General features: G+C 46.4%; 9 protein-coding genes. 7 read left to right on the top strand and 2 right to left on the bottom strand.

Annotated elements, in window-relative coordinates; genetic code table 11:
* Positions 1-114: 114 nt before the first annotated feature.
* A complete protein-coding gene (locus AC58PV_RS31505; RefSeq protein WP_497436889.1) occupies positions 115-5,886 on the bottom strand; it encodes a heparinase II/III domain-containing protein in 5,772 nt (1,923 codons plus the stop codon).
* Positions 5,887-6,178: 292 nt separating this feature from the next.
* Here AC58PV_RS31505 and AC58PV_RS31500 point away from each other — a divergent pair, with 292 nt between their 5' ends.
* The 7 genes from AC58PV_RS31500 (at position 6,179) to AC58PV_RS31470 (ending at position 15,774) form a co-directional block, all read left to right on the top strand.
* On the top strand, positions 6,179-8,335 hold the full coding sequence (locus tag AC58PV_RS31500; RefSeq protein ID WP_497436888.1) for a helix-turn-helix domain-containing protein: 2,157 nt from the start codon (positions 6,179-6,181) through the stop codon (positions 8,333-8,335).
* A 172-nt stretch (positions 8,336-8,507) separates the two neighbouring features.
* Positions 8,508-9,434: an ABC transporter permease gene (locus AC58PV_RS31495; RefSeq protein ID WP_497436886.1), complete on the top strand. Its 927-nt coding sequence runs from the start codon at positions 8,508-8,510 to the stop codon at positions 9,432-9,434.
* Positions 9,431-10,318: a carbohydrate ABC transporter permease gene (locus tag AC58PV_RS31490; RefSeq protein ID WP_497436885.1), complete on the top strand. Its 888-nt coding sequence runs from the start codon at positions 9,431-9,433 to the stop codon at positions 10,316-10,318. Before AC58PV_RS31495 ends, AC58PV_RS31490 begins: the two co-directional genes overlap by 4 nt.
* Positions 10,319-10,434: 116 nt before the next feature.
* Positions 10,435-11,985 (top strand): extracellular solute-binding protein, encoded by a 1,551-nt coding sequence (locus AC58PV_RS31485; RefSeq protein WP_497436883.1) that lies wholly within the window; start codon positions 10,435-10,437, stop codon positions 11,983-11,985.
* Between the two features lie 24 nt (positions 11,986-12,009).
* Positions 12,010-13,056 (top strand): SGNH/GDSL hydrolase family protein, encoded by a 1,047-nt coding sequence (locus AC58PV_RS31480; RefSeq protein WP_497436882.1) that lies wholly within the window; start codon positions 12,010-12,012, stop codon positions 13,054-13,056.
* Positions 13,053-13,859 (top strand): hypothetical protein, encoded by an 807-nt coding sequence (locus AC58PV_RS31475; protein ID WP_497436880.1) that lies wholly within the window; start codon positions 13,053-13,055, stop codon positions 13,857-13,859. The genes AC58PV_RS31480 and AC58PV_RS31475 overlap by 4 nt, the downstream gene beginning before the upstream one ends.
* Before the next feature lie 13 nt (positions 13,860-13,872).
* Positions 13,873-15,774, top strand: a complete 1,902-nt coding sequence (locus AC58PV_RS31470) for an FAD-dependent oxidoreductase (protein WP_497436879.1) — start codon at positions 13,873-13,875, stop codon at positions 15,772-15,774.
* A 174-nt stretch (positions 15,775-15,948) separates the two neighbouring features.
* On the opposite strand, the gene AC58PV_RS31465 is transcribed toward AC58PV_RS31470, so the two are convergent.
* A complete protein-coding gene (locus AC58PV_RS31465; RefSeq protein ID WP_497436878.1) occupies positions 15,949-16,968 on the bottom strand; it encodes a Gfo/Idh/MocA family protein in 1,020 nt (339 codons plus the stop codon).
* Between the last annotated feature and the right edge of the window lie 2 nt (positions 16,969-16,970).

Genomic DNA, 16,970 nt, shown 5'->3' with positions numbered 1-16,970 from the left:
TTCACCTCTAGTAATTGCAAATGCAATTAGCATAGAATACGAAAGCGATTGCAGTCAAATGAAAATAATTAACTTTTTTTCATGGTACTATGCTTACCTAATACAACTCGTAAGTTACTCACCGAAATAAATGTCATCATACCAGGCTGATCCGCTATCTCCTGTCTTCGTCAGGGTTCTGAGCTGAATTCTGGCTTTCACCGCTCCAACGCCTTGCGGCGGGGCAATTGCGTTAGCTTCCTTCTGAACCCAGCCTGAAGGAGTAGACGAGTTGTAGCTCACATTGTCCTCGTATAATAATACGCGCGTTCCAACTTCCTGATTGCCGGCGTTGTACCAAATGACATAGGCTGCTTGTTTATACAGCTTGCCGCTGTGCTGCTCCTGTCCTCTAAAACGGTAGCTGGAGTTCGGGTTAATCGCAAAAATATCGCTGTTCAAATATACGATGGTGTTATCGAGATTCGTTCCACTGAACGTATATTTCTGACTATAATCTCCATCTGCCTTAGCAACATCGTCTCTGGAGAAGCTTACGTTAGAATATGCGCCATTGGTATACAAGCCGCTCCAATTGTTAGCTAATCCATTCTGATCGGTGTCTATTTCGAAACTTTGCGTAGCCAGTAACCCTTGACCTACGAAGGTGATTTCCATATCATCCAGCCACAAGTCTATGGCATTCTTCATGTCTGTCCACAGAAACACGGTTAATTTGCCGCTTACTGCTCCCGCCGGGGCGACAACCTTAGCTTGGGCCTGGAGCCATCCGGTCGATTGTGGAGCGGTGGCATTTCGATCTATAAGGATATCGTTCTGGCCGCCAATCCGATATCCGTATTTGTCATACCAGAATACTTTGCCTGTGAGCCTGTTCACATTCGTTGCCGTCGCAACCGTCGCAGCAGCGATCTTGTACCAAAACTTCGCCTCATAAAGCCCGTTTTCCTTACTATCGAACCTTGTACTGGTGACGTGGGTGTTCATAAAAGCTCCGCCTGATGCATTGGCGATGGATAACTTCAGGCTCCCAGTTCCCCCATGATAGGTCACGTTATCCATGGAGATCGCTGCGGCATTATAGTTAGCTATGTCCCAATTATTGCTATTCGTGTCAAGCCCGCCGTTAACGATCAGATTCCCTATCACAAGTGGAGTTACAGTCACTTTCACACTAACTACCCGCGTAACGCCTGATAAGGTCACTTCAGCGGTGATTTCCGCCGTTCCTTCCGATAAGCCTGTCACCAATCCGCTGCTGCTGACGGTAGCAATGTTCACATTGCTGCTCGTGAATGTTTTCGAGGCAGTACTCAGATCTGACGGAGTTCCATCATAGAGTCTTCCTTGCAGTGATATTTGCCGTGTGAAGCCGATCTTCAACGTTTCGCTTTTCTTGCCGGCGTTCACAGTTCTCAGTGTATTGGAGATGATTTGCTCCCCAGCCTCCGTGAAAGTAAACTGATATTGCGTCGTTCCGTCATAAGGTGAAATGAGGGTTACAATCCCCGCACCATCCGTCTTGATCTTACCACTCATAGTATGATCCGGCTTCCACTCGACTGATATATCACTGACAACGTTAGCAGATATCAACTGCACGCCTTTATAAGTAAGTCTAGATCCTTTCATGAGACCGACAGAAGATACATAGTTATCAGTCTCCTTCTTGTACATCAGGGCGAATTTGGCATCCGTATTCACATGGGTGGTGATCGTATTGCCATATGCAGTAGTAAAAGCGCCGCCAGGCACGTTGATCTCGCGAACGTCTGCATCGATCTGATTAATGGTCATCCCTTGCTCTCCGGATCGCTTTGGTCGGTAGACTGTGAAGAACTTCTCATTCATTTTGGCTGTGGGTGTGTACATCTGAAAATCGTATAGATTCGTATTGCCGGAGTCTCCCTTGATCTGCTGCTCGGGCATGAGCGAGTAGCTGCCGGAAGCCGGAAGTACAATCCCCATCTCAAGACTTGAATTCGTTGCAGGATCAGTGAAAGTAATCATGTTCCCATTCACTGAACGAGGTTGACGTGTATGCAGATTATATTGAATGGTCGATGCTGCGGTCGGGGTAACTTCATCTACGATAAAGAAGATGTCCGGCCTCGCATATATGATATTGCGCTTGAAAGAACTCATTTTCTGCACAGTTCCGTTGTTGTAGGCATCTTTGGCTTCGCTCGAATAGAAATCAAAGAGCGGTGATGCGAACTCCCTTTCGACCTGTGCCGCAGATCCTGATTTCTTCCATATTTGATCCTCGCCATTCAGGGAAATCGTATTGTGACTTGCCGTTCTGATGTAATCCGCATAGGAAGGGTCGGAAAATAGCGTTCTGCCGCGATCCTGAATAAACTTGGCGCCGTAGCCTTCCAGAATGAATGAATTCCTGTCGAGATGATAATGACCAGCCGGCCATTGCCCTCCGGCAAATCCGAGCATAATATCGTCGCCTTGCTCCCAGCCGCTTCTCATGAACATGTAACCTGTTCCAGCCTTCGCTGTATTGCCATCAAAGTTAACATACAGAGGCAACTGCGGGTATGAGGCCTCGGTTTGGTTGGAGAAAATCAGGTTGAATACAGGATTGCCGGATACGGAGACGAATAATTCATTCTCATTCGTACCAGTTTGCCACACCCACTTGTCGTAAGGATTCTGAAACTGTTGCGATGCATAATAATCGGCTATGTGATTGGCATTCATATTCAGGGTATTGCCGTCATTAAAATTCAACATTTCCAGCGGCTTACTGGAACCAATGGACGTATTATGAAGTACGAACTCGATCGAGCGCTTCAATCCGTCCGTCTTTAGACCAGAGGTCCAGCTTGGATTGTAGCGGGACAACACCTCAGCGCCAAATACAGCAGAAGAAGTAGAATAAATCCAATAGTTCATACCTTCATCGGTATCCCCGTCAGGCTTATAATAGTTATTGATAACAGTCTCCAGGTTGGTCTTGGCTTTGGCAATCTTTGCGGTGTCGTTAATGACAATCGCGCCCACGGCGAGAGCTCCGTTGAAGTCAAGCCCTTGATTATTGGTTTGCCAGAACGTTTGCGTGTTCACGAACGCATCCAGATATTTGACTCCTTTGTCCCGGATAGCGTTGCGAATGAGCGTTCTTTCTTCATCTGTCAGTGTATTATAAATCCAGTCGTAGCCAAGACTAGCTGCGACAACCGCCTGCGCTTCATTGAACGGTGACCAGCGCCCGTCGGGGTTCGGCTTTTCCGTTCTGCGGTACATGAAGGTTTGCGTCCACTCCGGCGTATCGGCCATGGTCAACAGAATACGGCGAGCCATATCGGCATAGGCCAGATTGCCTGTCATCACATAAGCGTAGGACAGCTTGGTGATTTTATCCGGCCAACCCAGCGGTATATCGTTGCCATCACGTGAATAATTGCCTTTGGCAGTGTCAGACGGAGGTAAATACCCATCGATGTCGTTCTCCGGCACATAGCTGAGATATGCGTCGGCTTGCTTCTGCACCTGATCGAATATATCTTTGTCTGAACCTGTCTTAATTCTATTCCTTAGGTTTGCAATATCTGATCGAGCGAAAAGAAGACCATGAGGAATACCTGTCGTCAATAGGTCGTCAACGGTATTCTTCATCGGGGTTTGGCTATGGTTCGGTTTTGGCTCCGTGCCCGGTTTCTTAAGCATAATCCAATGAAAGTTCGCGCCGGCAATTTCGTCATGGATTTCCACGGCTCCCGCTCGATCTCGTATACCCAGTTCAATGCTCGTCAGCATCTTCGGATTCACCAAATCCAGCGGAACTTCCTTATATTTGCCATCCGGAATTTCTCTTATGCTTTCGACTGTCTCCGGCATCCCACTCGTATCGATGTAATTCACCCTCATAATGATTTCCTTGCCGCCGGCGCCGCTGGTGTCGATAATGACCCGATTGTAAATACCCTGCACATCCAAATTGAATTCCCGCTGGTAGAGTACTTCGTTGTATGTCCCTGCCGTCTGTTTATACCAAACCATAAGTTCACTGGTTTCCCGAGATATCCCGAAATTCCCAGCTGTGTTGTTGACATTATGTTTCAGCTTCCAGTATTGCTCGCTGTTCATTGTCCTGATCCACATCGGATCCAGAATATCTTCCACACTGTTGTTGGCGATGAGAGAATAGGTTTCATTTTTGCCTAAATAAGCATTATCTACATAAACCGCTCCCTCATTAGATAAGCTCGATGGCGTATAAACACGAATGGCAATCTGCGCTGCTGTTGCGTTTGCAGGGGGGGACACCGTCAGATTTTTATTGAACCAGCCGCTCAACACCGCCGAGTCGTAAAGGATCGTTTCGTCCCATATGTCCTTGGCTGCAATCTGCGTGCCGGCAGTGTCAAAGAAAAGGATTTGACTTTGTATGCGATGAAGTTTGCCTCTCAGATTAAAGGATAGCTTGGCCAACATGGTTTGGGAGCTATCGATCGGCCGTTTGCCGCTTTTCAGCTCCGCATATGCCTGATCTGTGGCCGGAGAGCCAGCCGGAATGGACAGCTTCCCGCTGGATTTTCCATCCTTGGCATAAGTTGTATCAACCGTCAGCGACGCCGAGTTCTGATCCAGATCAGCATACTCCCAACCGTCTATCTTGCCGTCGGGCATATTGGCCATAGTCGCATTATCAACTACATCCTCGTATTCAAATGACGGATTCAGGAGTTTGTTCTTACCGAAGTACATGTTATCCACATAGAACGTTCCGGCGGCGGTTGTGCTTTTGGAAGTGACGGCTATCTCGAAAATGGCTCTATCAGCCGAAGCAGGCGGAGTCAGACTACTCTCGAACATCTTCCATCCAGCGTAGTTCACAGGATCATTGTATACGAGGGTCGACTGATAAATATGGTCTGTCCGAAGCGGATTAACCAGATCGGCCGGATTGTACCAAAGGACCCTTATATCGACTTCGTTATTCATATTCGAGCCCAAGTAGTTAAAATAAGCCCGATACAGGTAGGTCTCCGATTCTTGTATTGATTTGAGATAAGCAGATTTAATCTTTACGTAGGAATTCAAAGCTTTTGTCCCGGACGGAATATTGAATTTCAAGCTCTTATTCCCTTCAAGTACCTGTTCTTGAGACAATGCGGCGGTGGCGCTGCCGATGGTTTTGGTCACGGTCCAATTATCCGGCACGGTATCCCCGGATGCATCCCGTTCGAAATCCGCATTCGGCAATATATTTCCGAGCCGCTCCTCATTGCCTTCGACCAAATTAACATCATCCAAATAGATGATTCCGCTATCGGATGCGGCACTTTCAAAACGCAGCTGAATGCGTGCTGTCGTTGCATTAACAGGGGAGTTGGGCGTGCCTGCCGCTTTATACTTCCAGCCGCTGAAGGCGGAACTGTTGTAATTCACAGTCTGATTCCACACGATCAAGTCGTTGCCGGCTATGTAAGCTCCACTTTCATCGTACCAGACGACCCTTGCATTAACGGCAGATAAAGCTCCGCTGAACCCTGTTTGGAAGGAAAACGTATAAGCGGTATATTTTTTAACAAGTATGGGGTCACTCAGCAATTGTGTATAGTGAGTTTCTGCCAGTGAATTTGCTGTAAAAGTAACTTTGGCGCTCTTATTTCCCTCAACTGCATAATAAGTATCAAGTGTAACGCTTGCCCCAACCATTCCTCCGTTAGAGAGCACCCAGTTATCCGGCTGGCCGTCTGTGTTTAAATCGTCTTCAAACCCACTGTTCGAAACCAGATTCGACGGAAGGCTGTCCGCGTAAGCATGGGGAATCCCTCCTAGCTGGGCTGGTAAGGAACTCATGGTAAGCAACATACACACTAACAGAATAGTAATGAAATTCTTGTTAATCCTTCTTCTCTTCATCATATTCGCACCCTTTCGCAATTGGCTTGGATCTGCCCAATACCAGAAGGCTTCATCCTCTTTAAGGGTAAGCGTTTTATTTCAGGGCAACAATCTCACTATTTGAATCTGATGTTTAAATTATGAATCTTTCGAAACTGAAAGAACCCAGAATGATGACGAGAATGCCCGTCTCATCGCAGCCCCCACACCGGAATTGGCAGTGAAGAAGGCTATGTGGAACCGCTTTACTTTGCTAGTAAATTTAGTTATGATGCAGGAATATCGCAACTCATAGCAGAAAGGGGGAACGCAGATGTGGATATTATTTAAAAAACCTAGTGGTTATTTGCGTAAACTTATACTATCTTACCTTGCATTAACTGTCGTTATTATCAGTTTATTCGGTGGTTATTTTACGAAACGTACCAATGACCTGCTTGCCAAGGAAATATCCAAGGAAAGCTTATATGAGCTTGAGCGCGTTAAATCCTATGTGGAAGACAATTACCTGGAGCGTTATCATAACGCATTACTGGATAAAGCGATGACAACGATTCGAGAATCCAGTATGGAGGAGGTTCATTTCTTCCTGGATCACCCTATCGACGGGAATTATTTCCGTGCAACTCGTTTAGTTCATGATTTGAAAACGCTGTCAATTACTCAACCCGGACTGGACAACGTAACGATTGTGTTTGACAGATCGGGGTTCATTGTAGATACGAATTACTTTTATGCAGATCCGCAGCGTTCTCCGAACGGTCCATTAATCGATCATTTACAAACGATTGAGCCCCATAAATGGTTTGTTCGCGATCAAGTGAGTGCCGAAGGATCAGAACATAAGGTTCTGTCATATATCTATACCTTGCCTTATAAATCTGTTGGCTCCAATGTCAAAGGCTATATGATTGTGGATGTTAATGCTGAAGAACTGATGAACAATGTGCGGAACATGCTGCGCCACTCCGAGGAGCAAATCTACCTGTTTACAGATACGGGGATGTTAACCTCCGATCTGACAGGTAAAGGCCCGATTATCGAAGATAACCAAATTATCGCGCCTCTCTTGCAAAGTCAAGTAACTACTGTCCCTTATCGCAATGGCACCATGCTATCCGTACTCCCCACCGAAAGGTCTCAATTGGGGTGGTCTTACGCAAGCATTCGTCCGGTTACCTCCTATTTGTTATTGACGCAAACGTTGAAAAAAGAAATATGGCTCGTCATTGCAAGCATTCTGATCATTGGTCTGTTATTGTCTTACTTACTGTCCCTAAGACTGGATAAGCCGATTCAGCTCCTGACGTACCGCATCAATCAATTGCATCGACATGTCCGGGATAAGCATCTGCAGGATATGCTGAGTGGTACGTTATCCGTTGATGAGAAGCAGTTCCCCTTTCCTGAGAAGGGTGCATTCGCTGCCGCTCTCCTCACACCTATCGAGCCTCATCGCAGGGATGAGCTGAAAGAGAAGCTGGAACAGAAGCAGCAAAGATTGTCTCTCATCTCAATCCCATGGGGCAAAGAACACATCGCGATCGTGTATCAGTTAGATGATACGGAAGAAACCGATGAAGTGTCACGGGTGGCCGAGATCCGTAACGAGCTGAATACCCTCCGCCTCAAGATCGGGGAGGAACTCAAATTCTCTGCCGGTATCGGTTGTATCGTGGAGGAGGCTGAGCAATTAATCGTCTCATTCACGGAGGCTCAGGAAGCAGCACAGTATAAATTTCTACTTGGCGAACAGAGTATCGTAATCTATCAGGAAATCAGGACAAGAAGCTCCGTCCTATTGGATTTAATGCCTGGGGAGATATTCGAGAATCTGATCCACGGAGGAACTCGCGAGCAGATCCAACACTACTTTGCCGACATTCATACTCGGATGCAAGCAGAAAGCTATTCGATCCAGGGAATTGAGCTCTACCTGAACCAGCTTACGTTGTGTTTGACCAAGATCATGCTGGAAGCCATGACCGGTGACTACGCCTTCAAGAGTCCGAACGAACTGATGAACAGTCATAAAAAAGAAACATTTGCGGCTACACTTCAGTCCCTGGAAGCGCTTAGTCTGGAGTTGGCGGTTCGGTTACAGTACCGACCTGAATCATTGCATTCCGTATTGGCCCATACCTTGAAGTCCTATATCGAGGAAAATCTTCATCACGACATTTCCTTGGACGAATTAGCAAATGTCACATCTTATTCCAAGCAATTTATTTGCAAGGTTTTCAAAGAGCAGTATTCGCAGACCATTGCCGATTATTTAACGAAGATCAGAATAGAGAAAGCCAAAGAGCTTCTGGCAGACGATCGCTTGTCGATTTCAGATGTGGCCGAACAATCGGGTTATCGGAGTCCCGGGTATTTCGGAACCAAGTTCAAACAGTATACCGGTGTAACCCCGATGCAATACCGCAGCATGCCCCCCATTAACAAAAGTGTGGTTCATTCAGGTTAAGGACAAATTCATACAAGTTACTAAAACGTTGTTTCCGGTAAAAAGCCGGCAGTACAACGTTTTTTTTCTGACTGTTTCATATTTTTCAGTCTCGTTTCAGATGTTAACATTGAAGCCTGCCAAGATCGCAATTATGATGTGGCTATCACATCGAATACAAGGAGAGAACATTATGAAAACGATTACGTTCCGTTCTTCGATCTGGAAGGACTATGTTAAGTGCAAGTATTTGTTTCTTATGCTTGTACCCGCTTTAGTGTATTATTTGATTTTTGAGTACGGACCACTCTACGGGGTGCAAATTGCATTTAAGGATTTCCGAATTCGAGAAGGCATTTGGGGAAGCTCATGGGTCGGTTTGAAGCATTTCCATTATTTATTCACAGCATCGCAGGACTTTCCGCGAGTCATGAAAAATACCGTTATTCTCAGCTTCTATCATATCGTGTTTGGTTTTCCGGCGCCGATTGTGCTCGCTCTGCTATTTAATGAAATCCGCATCAATGCCTTCAAACGAATTACACAAACGATCAGCTATCTGCCCCATTTTCTATCGTGGGTCATATTAGGTGGCTTACTCATTACGATTTTGTCTCCGAGTACAGGCGTTGTGAGCGGGTTGCTTCAATTTTTTGGAATTGACCCTGTTTATTTCCTTGGGGATCCTGCCTATTTTCGATTTACGCTAGTTGTCTCCTCGATATGGAAGGAAATTGGCTGGGGCACTATTATTTATCTGGCTGCACTCTCAGGCATCGATCCCTCCATGTATGAAGCCGCTGTGATGGACGGTGCTTCACGTTGGAAGCAAACGCTTCATATTACGCTGCCAAGCATTCTTTCTGTGATTTGCATCATGTTCATCTTCCGGGTCGGCAACATCTTAAATGCGGGATTTGATCAGGTTCTGAATCTTTATAGTCCTAACACTTACAGTGTTGCCGATATCCTGGACACTTACGTGTACCGTGCTGGTCTTACACAACTGCAGTACAGCTTAACCGCAGCCGTGGGACTGTTCAAGAATGTGGTCGCGTTTATCCTGGTCATGCTGACCAATTATGCCATCAAACGAATAGGACAGGAAGGGATTTTATGAGCATGTTAAGTAGAATGAGCCGAGGAGAAATCTTGTTCCAGATTGCAGCGATGACTTTCATTGTTGGGCTATGCATTAGTGTTTTGTATCCGTTCGTTCACGTACTATCCGTTTCTTTAAGTACACCTCAAGAAGCGCTGCGTCCAGGTATTCATTTGTTCCCTAAACATTTCAGCATGTCCGCCTATAAGCAATCCTTCCAAACCAACGGAATCTGGATCGGTTATTTCAATACCTTATTCCGAACGGTTGTGGGGACCTTCTTGTCCTTAGTCGTTATGACACTTGGCGCGTATGCACTGTCGAAGAAATACCTGCCCCACCGCTACTTTTATACGATGTTGATTGTATTGACGATGTTTTTCAGCGGAGGTTTGATTCCAACGTTTTTGCTCATTAAGAGCATAGGACTCTACGATACTCGTTGGGCTCTGATTATTCCCGGTCTCATCAACACCTTTTATATGATCATTATGCGCAATTTTTTTATGGAGCTGCCGCAGGAATTAGAGGATTCTGCCAAAATTGACGGTGCAAACGATATTCAGATCCTAGGGCGAATTGTTGTGCCGATCTCCAAACCGATTCTGGCTACAATTGGGCTATGGATGGCTGTATATCATTGGAACGAATGGTTCCATGCACTTATCTATATCCAGGATCAATCCAAGATTGTGCTGCAAATCCTGCTTCGCCGCCTCATTGTGGAGAATGATGATATGCAAATGCGGGAATTGATGGCGCAGGCCTCCGAGGACGAGGTTGTCTCCGAGTCGGTCAAGGCTGCCGTACTTATGATAGCCACAATCCCCATACTGATTGTGTATCCATTTATTCAGAAGTATTTTGTCAAAGGCATTATGATCGGTTCATTGAAGGGATGATGCCCTTAATTATTGAAGGGAGTGATGCCTAACGCATCTTCTGCAACTTAGGCGGTAAATTGAACGCCATGGCTTCATAGCGTTATTCGATAAACGACTAAAAGGGAGGCTTCACCATGAAACATTTAGGATTGAAAATGACAATCGCATCCTTACTCGCCGTATCTGTTGTATTGAGCGGTTGCAGCAAGACGGAAGTAACACCGGGGCAAAGCGGAAATCCATCCCCCCAGGTACAGAAACCTATGGAAATAAGCTGGCTTAGCTTTGACTTTCCCGAGCAAGACGGTTCCTTAGTACAGAACTGGATCGAAAAGAAATTCAATGTCAAGATCAAAAATATGCGTATTGACCGGCAGAACTGGAAAGACCAGCTCAATTTGCGATTAGCCACGAACGAGCTTCCCGATATGTGGTTGCTTTGGGGGACGGCTGATATAAGCACATATTCCCAGCAAGGGCTATTGGCTGAACTACCCATCGATGAAATCAAGAAGAAAATGCCATCACTTGCTGAGTTTATCGACAAGAATCAGCCGAGTGCGTGGAATGATGGCCTCATTAACAGCAAAAGCTACGGAATTCCGATTACCAACCTTGAGGGTGTACTTCCCCTTCATCCGTTCTATAACGGGGATTGGCTCAAGGCCGTTGGATATAGCCAGCCCCCCAAAACATTGAAGGAACTGGAAGATGTCCTGTACAAATTCCGCAATAATGATCCTGACGGCAATGGTAAGAAAGATACCTATGGCTTGACTGGTTACGGGAAGACTGGGGCTGCGGACTCCTTTCAATACGTGTTCGGCGCCCATCATGTACATCCCAAATCATGGTCCAAAGATAAATCCGGCAATCTGGTCTATGGGATAACGACAGAAGGTGCCCGCGAATCGTTCAAGCTGTTAAATAAATGGTTTAAAGATGGCGTCCTCGACCCGGAATTCATCACGAATGACGGCAAACGAAATGACTTTGAGAACAAACGCGTGGGCATTTCAACCGAAAACTGGAGCAACTTCAGAGAAAACGGCAAAATCGGGCAATTAGCCAAAAAAAATGGGATTAACCTTATGGTCGGCAAAGCGCTTGAAGGTCCATATGGAGCCGGCAAATTAGCCATGTGGGGCTTAACCGGCAATTATATAGGCATGAGCGTTGATGCAGGCAAGAATGCTGCTAAGAAAGAAAAAATTTATGAAATTCTTAATTCCTTCTACTCCGATAAAGATAGCTACCTGATGTCCCAATTTGGGGAAGATGGGGTTCAATACACGATGGAGAACGGAAAACCTGTCATTAAAGAAGATTTCAAGGACAGTAAGAAGCGGATCAATATGGGATTCGGCAATTACTATGGCCTGCTTTCACGTAAATCGAAGGCATTCGAGCCGTTTACTTACTCTGCAGAAGAGATTGCACAGCGGGATCAGTTGGCACAAGGTGTAGAGCGCGTCGTCAATGAAGCGAAATTCATCATCCCTTCGGCTGTCAAATATCCAGATTTGGTCAATATCGAACAGGAATATTTCATTAAGTTTATTACAGGAGAAGTAGATACAGCTGCAGGTTTTGACCGTTTCGTGGACACATGGAATAAATCGGGTGGCAAAGAAATTACTGAGGAAGTCAATAAGATCTACAAAGAGCTTTCCGTAAAAAAATAACGCAGCCCTCATAAGGAGTACTTGATGATCTACAATCAAATTGAATTTCATAATGTTGTGGAATTGGAAGAAAACGAACTATCCCCTGGACTGCGCCTACATCGATATCCTAGAGACGTACGAGATCGATTAAGCACGAGAGGGTCCCATGTATCCACACAATCCAGCGGTTGCGAAATTCGCTTCGTCACCGAAGCAGAGGCGGTGAGGCTGTCGATCTCCTCACTGGAAGAAGACGGCGATCTGATCGTGTTTAGAGGCGATTACTTTCACTCCAATCACCGGTTGCAGGCAGGCGTCAGACGTACGCTTTTATTAGAAGAGCCCGAGTCGTTGAAGAGAGAAAACCCTAACAGGAAGTTGGCGGAAGAATCGTCCTTATCCTTCTCGCCTCAAGTATGGAGGATCATGACCTGCCGTTATACAGCGGTATTTCATGAGTTGGATACATTTGGGCGGAGTTTCCGCCCTCCTCATCAGGACGAAGTGCCTGCGCTAAGATGGCTTGCCTACGGTTCGTCGATCACGCATGGAGGTGCTGCAATCCATTACTATAACTGCTATGCCCAACAGGCTGCACGCCGTCTTGGCGTTGATGTTCTTAATCTCGGTTTGAGTGGCTCGTGTCTATGTGAGAAAGAAGCTGCGGATTACATTGCAAATCGGAATGATTGGGATATTGCAACGCTGGAGCTTGGAGTCAATATGAGAACGCTCTTTACACCTGAGCATTTCAAAGAACGGGCATATTATTTAATCCAGACCGTGATTCAAAAGCAGCCTCAGAAGCCTGTGGTCGTCATTACCGTCTTTCCAAATGCGGCGACCTATTCGCTCACGGATCATCCCGCTAGCAGGAACGAATCACAATTTAACCACATCCTGCGAGAAATCGTCGCCGAATTGGACCACGCTTCGCTTTATCTAATTGAAGGTTCCGAGATTATGAAGGAAATGTCGTCGCTTGCATTTGATTTGCTTCACCCTTCCGATTACGGCCACATGCTCATGGGTGAGCAAATGGCGGCAAAGCTGAGGGAAATTCTTCAAGTTAGGAGTGAGAAATCATGACAGCCCTTCATTCTGATGCTCCTGTATTGATTTATGGAGCCACTTTTGCCGGTCTAGGGATGGCATACAGCTTAGGCAAAAAGTCCATTCTTGTTGAGAGATCCTCACTGGTTGGTCATGAATATGTTAACAGCTATCGTCCGGGACACGGGCTTGCCAACAGACCGACTTCCGGTATCGGACAGGAGTTATATGACGAGCTTGTCAGGCGCAATATTGTGCAAGCGGACGGCGCCGTCCACCTTCCCGGTATTTCACCGGTTCTGTTTCAATTCATTCGAAAGCATGATCTGAATATACGCATGATGACGGAAATCACCGAAGTAAGATCAACAGAAGGCGGATATGAAGTGATGCTTTACAACGCTTCAGGCTCGCAAAAGGTGAAAGTCCGAAACATTATAGATACGACTTCAACCTGCGGCTCATCTCATCTGTGGAATCCCCCTATCCTTGCAAAAAGCATTAATGCTATTCTTGATGGTCCTCCACTGGCAGCATCGATAGGCGATTCCGGGCGAAGCTACGAAATGGTGCAAGGAGGATTTCCATCGGAGATTTATTTCCAATTCAAGGTAGATAACAAGGACAATTGGATCGTGGCTCGTGACAAATTACATCAATTCTGGATGAACAGGCCGAAGATGCTTCGTCCATGGAAATTGGCGGCAGTTGCCGATACGTTCGATATTAAGGTAAACAAGGGAGCTCAAGTCGCGGCAATGGGCTCGTGCTGGCTGCCCTCTTGCGCTTATGATAATTTCATGGAAGCCTTCGAAGTAGGGCTATCCTATGCGAAGTAGGAGGTGAGCCCAAATGATCTTATCAGAGATTGTAAATAGGTCCGTTATTGAAACCCTTGCTCATAATCATTCATTTGATAACGAATATGACATTATTGTTGTAGGACTTGGAACTGCCGGGGCGATAGCTGCTATCACAGCAGCGAAGATGGGGTTGAAGGTGCTGGGTATCGAGCGACTCAATTGTATGGGGGGCGTGGGTACGGCCGGTGGTGTGCTTGCTTATTATTACGGTTCCAAGGGCGGCTTCTACGAAGAAATTGATAAGCAAGTTCTGGAACTGGAACGCGATTCTTACACACCACAGGTGACGGTGAACGGCGAATTGAAGAAATATGTGATGGAACAGAAGGCGCTGGAGTCAGGTATTGAATTATGCTATGAGGCGACTGTGACTGGCGTCTATCTGGAAGGGGTGACGGTCAAAGGGATACGCTGGATCGACGCTGATGGCGTTCATACCGCTGGAAGCCGTATCGTTATCGACAGCTCGGGCGATGCGGAGGTATGCACGATAGCCGGCTGTCCGACTCGCAAAGGACGCGAGAGCGACGGCCAATCCCAACCTTTTTCTAATGTCATCGTCGCCTTGGAGAAGCAAAGAGTTACTTTTGTTTATACCGATTCCGGCTATGTGGATCAGGCAGATGAAGAGGATTTAACTCGGGCGATTGTCGATTCTGCGCTTCTGCATACGCACTTGAAGGATCGATACGACGATCAGCAGCGGTTTCTCCGCCTAGCACCGCTGCTTGGTATTCGCGAAGGAAGGTTTATCGAAGGCGAGTCCAATCTGACCTTAGATGGTTACCTGCATAATCGCCTCACCGATCAGCCCTTATTTTACGCCTATGCTAATTTGGATAATCATAGTAAGGACGTTGCGTTCGAAAGCGAAACTCAACAGGATTGGACCGTGGCAGGCAGCATGTGGGGCGTAAACTTCTCAGTCCCGGTCCCGCTCGGCGCACTTATCCCCAAAGGGATGAAAGGCCTGATTGTCGCAGGGCGGTGCCTGGCGCTTGACCATGATCTTGCCCCTTGTGTGCGGATGAAGCGGGATATGCAGAAATGCGGAGAAGCGGCGGCTATGGCTGCCTATCTGGCTATTCAGCATGGAACAGATCTCTTGAACGTGCCTTATGATGAATTAGCGGATCTGTTGAGATCTACCGGATGCTTAAATCCGCGCAATCATGTGGGAATGAAGGATCGAATCGCTTATGAGGATGAGAAGAATCCGATTATTCATTGGTTGAACGAAACGGTATACATTCAGGAAGGCTTAAGCAGTGAAAAGCCAGGTCTAGCCATCTGGTCCGCGATTAGAAAGGGTTCCTCCATGAAGCCGCTGCTCCTCGAATGGCTGCATCAGCAGGAGAATGAACATCTGCGCAAGCACAGTTCCTTTGCATTAGCCCTTATGCAGGATGAAGCAGCGCTTCCTGTGCTGCGGGCTATGGTCGTGGAACGCGATTCCTTCGTGCCGAAAACGAGCATCAAATATAATAATGCCAGAGGATATACAGCGATCTATTTGCTTGGTAAATTAAAGGATACGGTTATTGTGCCTGAATTGATCGCCTTGTTATCCGATTCTTCCGGAATAAGAAATATGAATGGTTCTACCGAATTTATCGCAGACGATGAAGAGCTATACTTTCAATACTTTTCGTTCAGCCTCATGGCATTGTTCAAAATCGGGGACGCACATGCTCATCTGCGCAAGGAAATTGCTGCGGCAATAAGGAAAAGGGTCGAACAACAGCCCCTATCCATGTCAATATCGTTTAAGCAAACTCGCAGCGACTTTTCGCCTATTCGCTTCTCGATGGAGCATAAAATAAGGCGAATCTCCTCGAAATTTCTCGACAAGTGGGATGCCCTTCAAGCGCAGGCAGACCAGCTAGGATAGCATCGATGCGGTGGACTAGGACGCGGAAAAATAAGTCCTAATCCGCCGCTTTTGTTCCATCACAAGGGCCTGATTTGAGGAGCGTTTCGAATGAGATTTCGTCAAATTCATACAATGGCAAAAAACCTTAGAAATCAGATTCGATTCCCAAGGTTTACATGCAGATCTCGCTTACTATTTCACTTCTACCCAAGCACCGTTTTGGTCTGCAGATGCGATCTCCGCAACAGCAATTTCAATCGTTTCGCGAGTACTTGCTGGACTTGCAGTTGTAACCGATTCTCCTGCGAGAAGCGTCTCAATGAAATATTTCAATTCTAGATAATAGCCCATTTCTGGCGATAGCTCTGGACTGAATCCAGGCGCATCATTCAGGTTAACTTTCAAACCGTTCGCATTAAAAATGATGTTCGCTTTCTCGAAATTAACCCTGTACTGCATATCAAAGCCATAGTCACCTTCCAGCGTCCAGTCGGCCTGTGCATTAATTACTTTGCCATCCCCGTACAAATAATTCGTAGACACGACATCGTAGCCGCTGCCTGGAACGACATTGCGTGCTAAACAGGAAACGGATCCTGGTTTACCGAACAGCCAATTCACCATGTCAATATCATGCACATGCATGTCGAGTAAGGCGCCGCCGCTCTTCTCTTTATCGATAAGCCACGGTCCCCAAGTCGGCGTAGCGCCGCCGCGGTAGAAATAGCCGCTGGTTACGTTACCGTAAGTTCCCTTCTCAACAGCTTCTTTCAAGTACACATAAGCCGGCCAAAAGCGCAAACATTGACCAATCATCAACTGCTTACCATTCGCTTCAGCAGCCTCAATCATGTCAGCACATTCTTGCGGGTTAGATGCCATTGGCTTCTCACACAGAACATGCAGACCTTTATTAAGACATTCTATCGTAATATCACGGTGAAGGTATGTCGGAAGAGCGAGATCCACGTAATCCAACTGTTCTTTCTCAATCATCTCGGACACGCTTGTATACTTCGCATAGAGATTGAAATCGATGGCCGAATCACCTGTATCAATATTACCAGCAACTGCGTTGCCTTCAAGTTTGACTGGATCAATATCACATAACGCGACAACTTTAATTTCAACACCTTCAGCTTCCAGTCGTACATAATTCTCAAGATGTGTTCTTCCCATGAAACCTAACCCAACAAGTCCAATTCTTAACATGA

It is taken from the genome of Paenibacillus sp. J22FR83, from assembly GCF_059691955.1.
Note: the sequence above shows the minus strand (reverse complement) of the source record. Positions and strands in the feature narration are given on the sequence as shown.

What these genes read in the sequence shown, in the direction of transcription:
- AC58PV_RS31490 (WP_497436885.1), top strand. Translation starts at nt 9,431, where the DNA reads ATGAGCATGTTAAGTAGAATGAGCCGAGGAGAAATCTTGTTCCAGATT.
- AC58PV_RS31475 (WP_497436880.1), top strand. Translation starts at nt 13,053, where the DNA reads ATGACAGCCCTTCATTCTGATGCTCCTGTATTGATTTATGGAGCCACT.
- AC58PV_RS31505 (WP_497436889.1), bottom strand. Translation starts at nt 5,886, where the DNA reads ATGATGAAGAGAAGAAGGATTAACAAGAATTTCATTACTATTCTGTTA.
- AC58PV_RS31495 (WP_497436886.1), top strand. Translation starts at nt 8,508, where the DNA reads ATGAAAACGATTACGTTCCGTTCTTCGATCTGGAAGGACTATGTTAAG.
- AC58PV_RS31500 (WP_497436888.1), top strand. Translation starts at nt 6,179, where the DNA reads ATGTGGATATTATTTAAAAAACCTAGTGGTTATTTGCGTAAACTTATA.
- AC58PV_RS31485 (WP_497436883.1), top strand. Translation starts at nt 10,435, where the DNA reads ATGAAACATTTAGGATTGAAAATGACAATCGCATCCTTACTCGCCGTA.
- AC58PV_RS31480 (WP_497436882.1), top strand. Translation starts at nt 12,010, where the DNA reads ATGATCTACAATCAAATTGAATTTCATAATGTTGTGGAATTGGAAGAA.
- AC58PV_RS31465 (WP_497436878.1), bottom strand. Translation starts at nt 16,968, where the DNA reads ATGTTAAGAATTGGACTTGTTGGGTTAGGTTTCATGGGAAGAACACAT.
- AC58PV_RS31470 (WP_497436879.1), top strand. Translation starts at nt 13,873, where the DNA reads ATGATCTTATCAGAGATTGTAAATAGGTCCGTTATTGAAACCCTTGCT.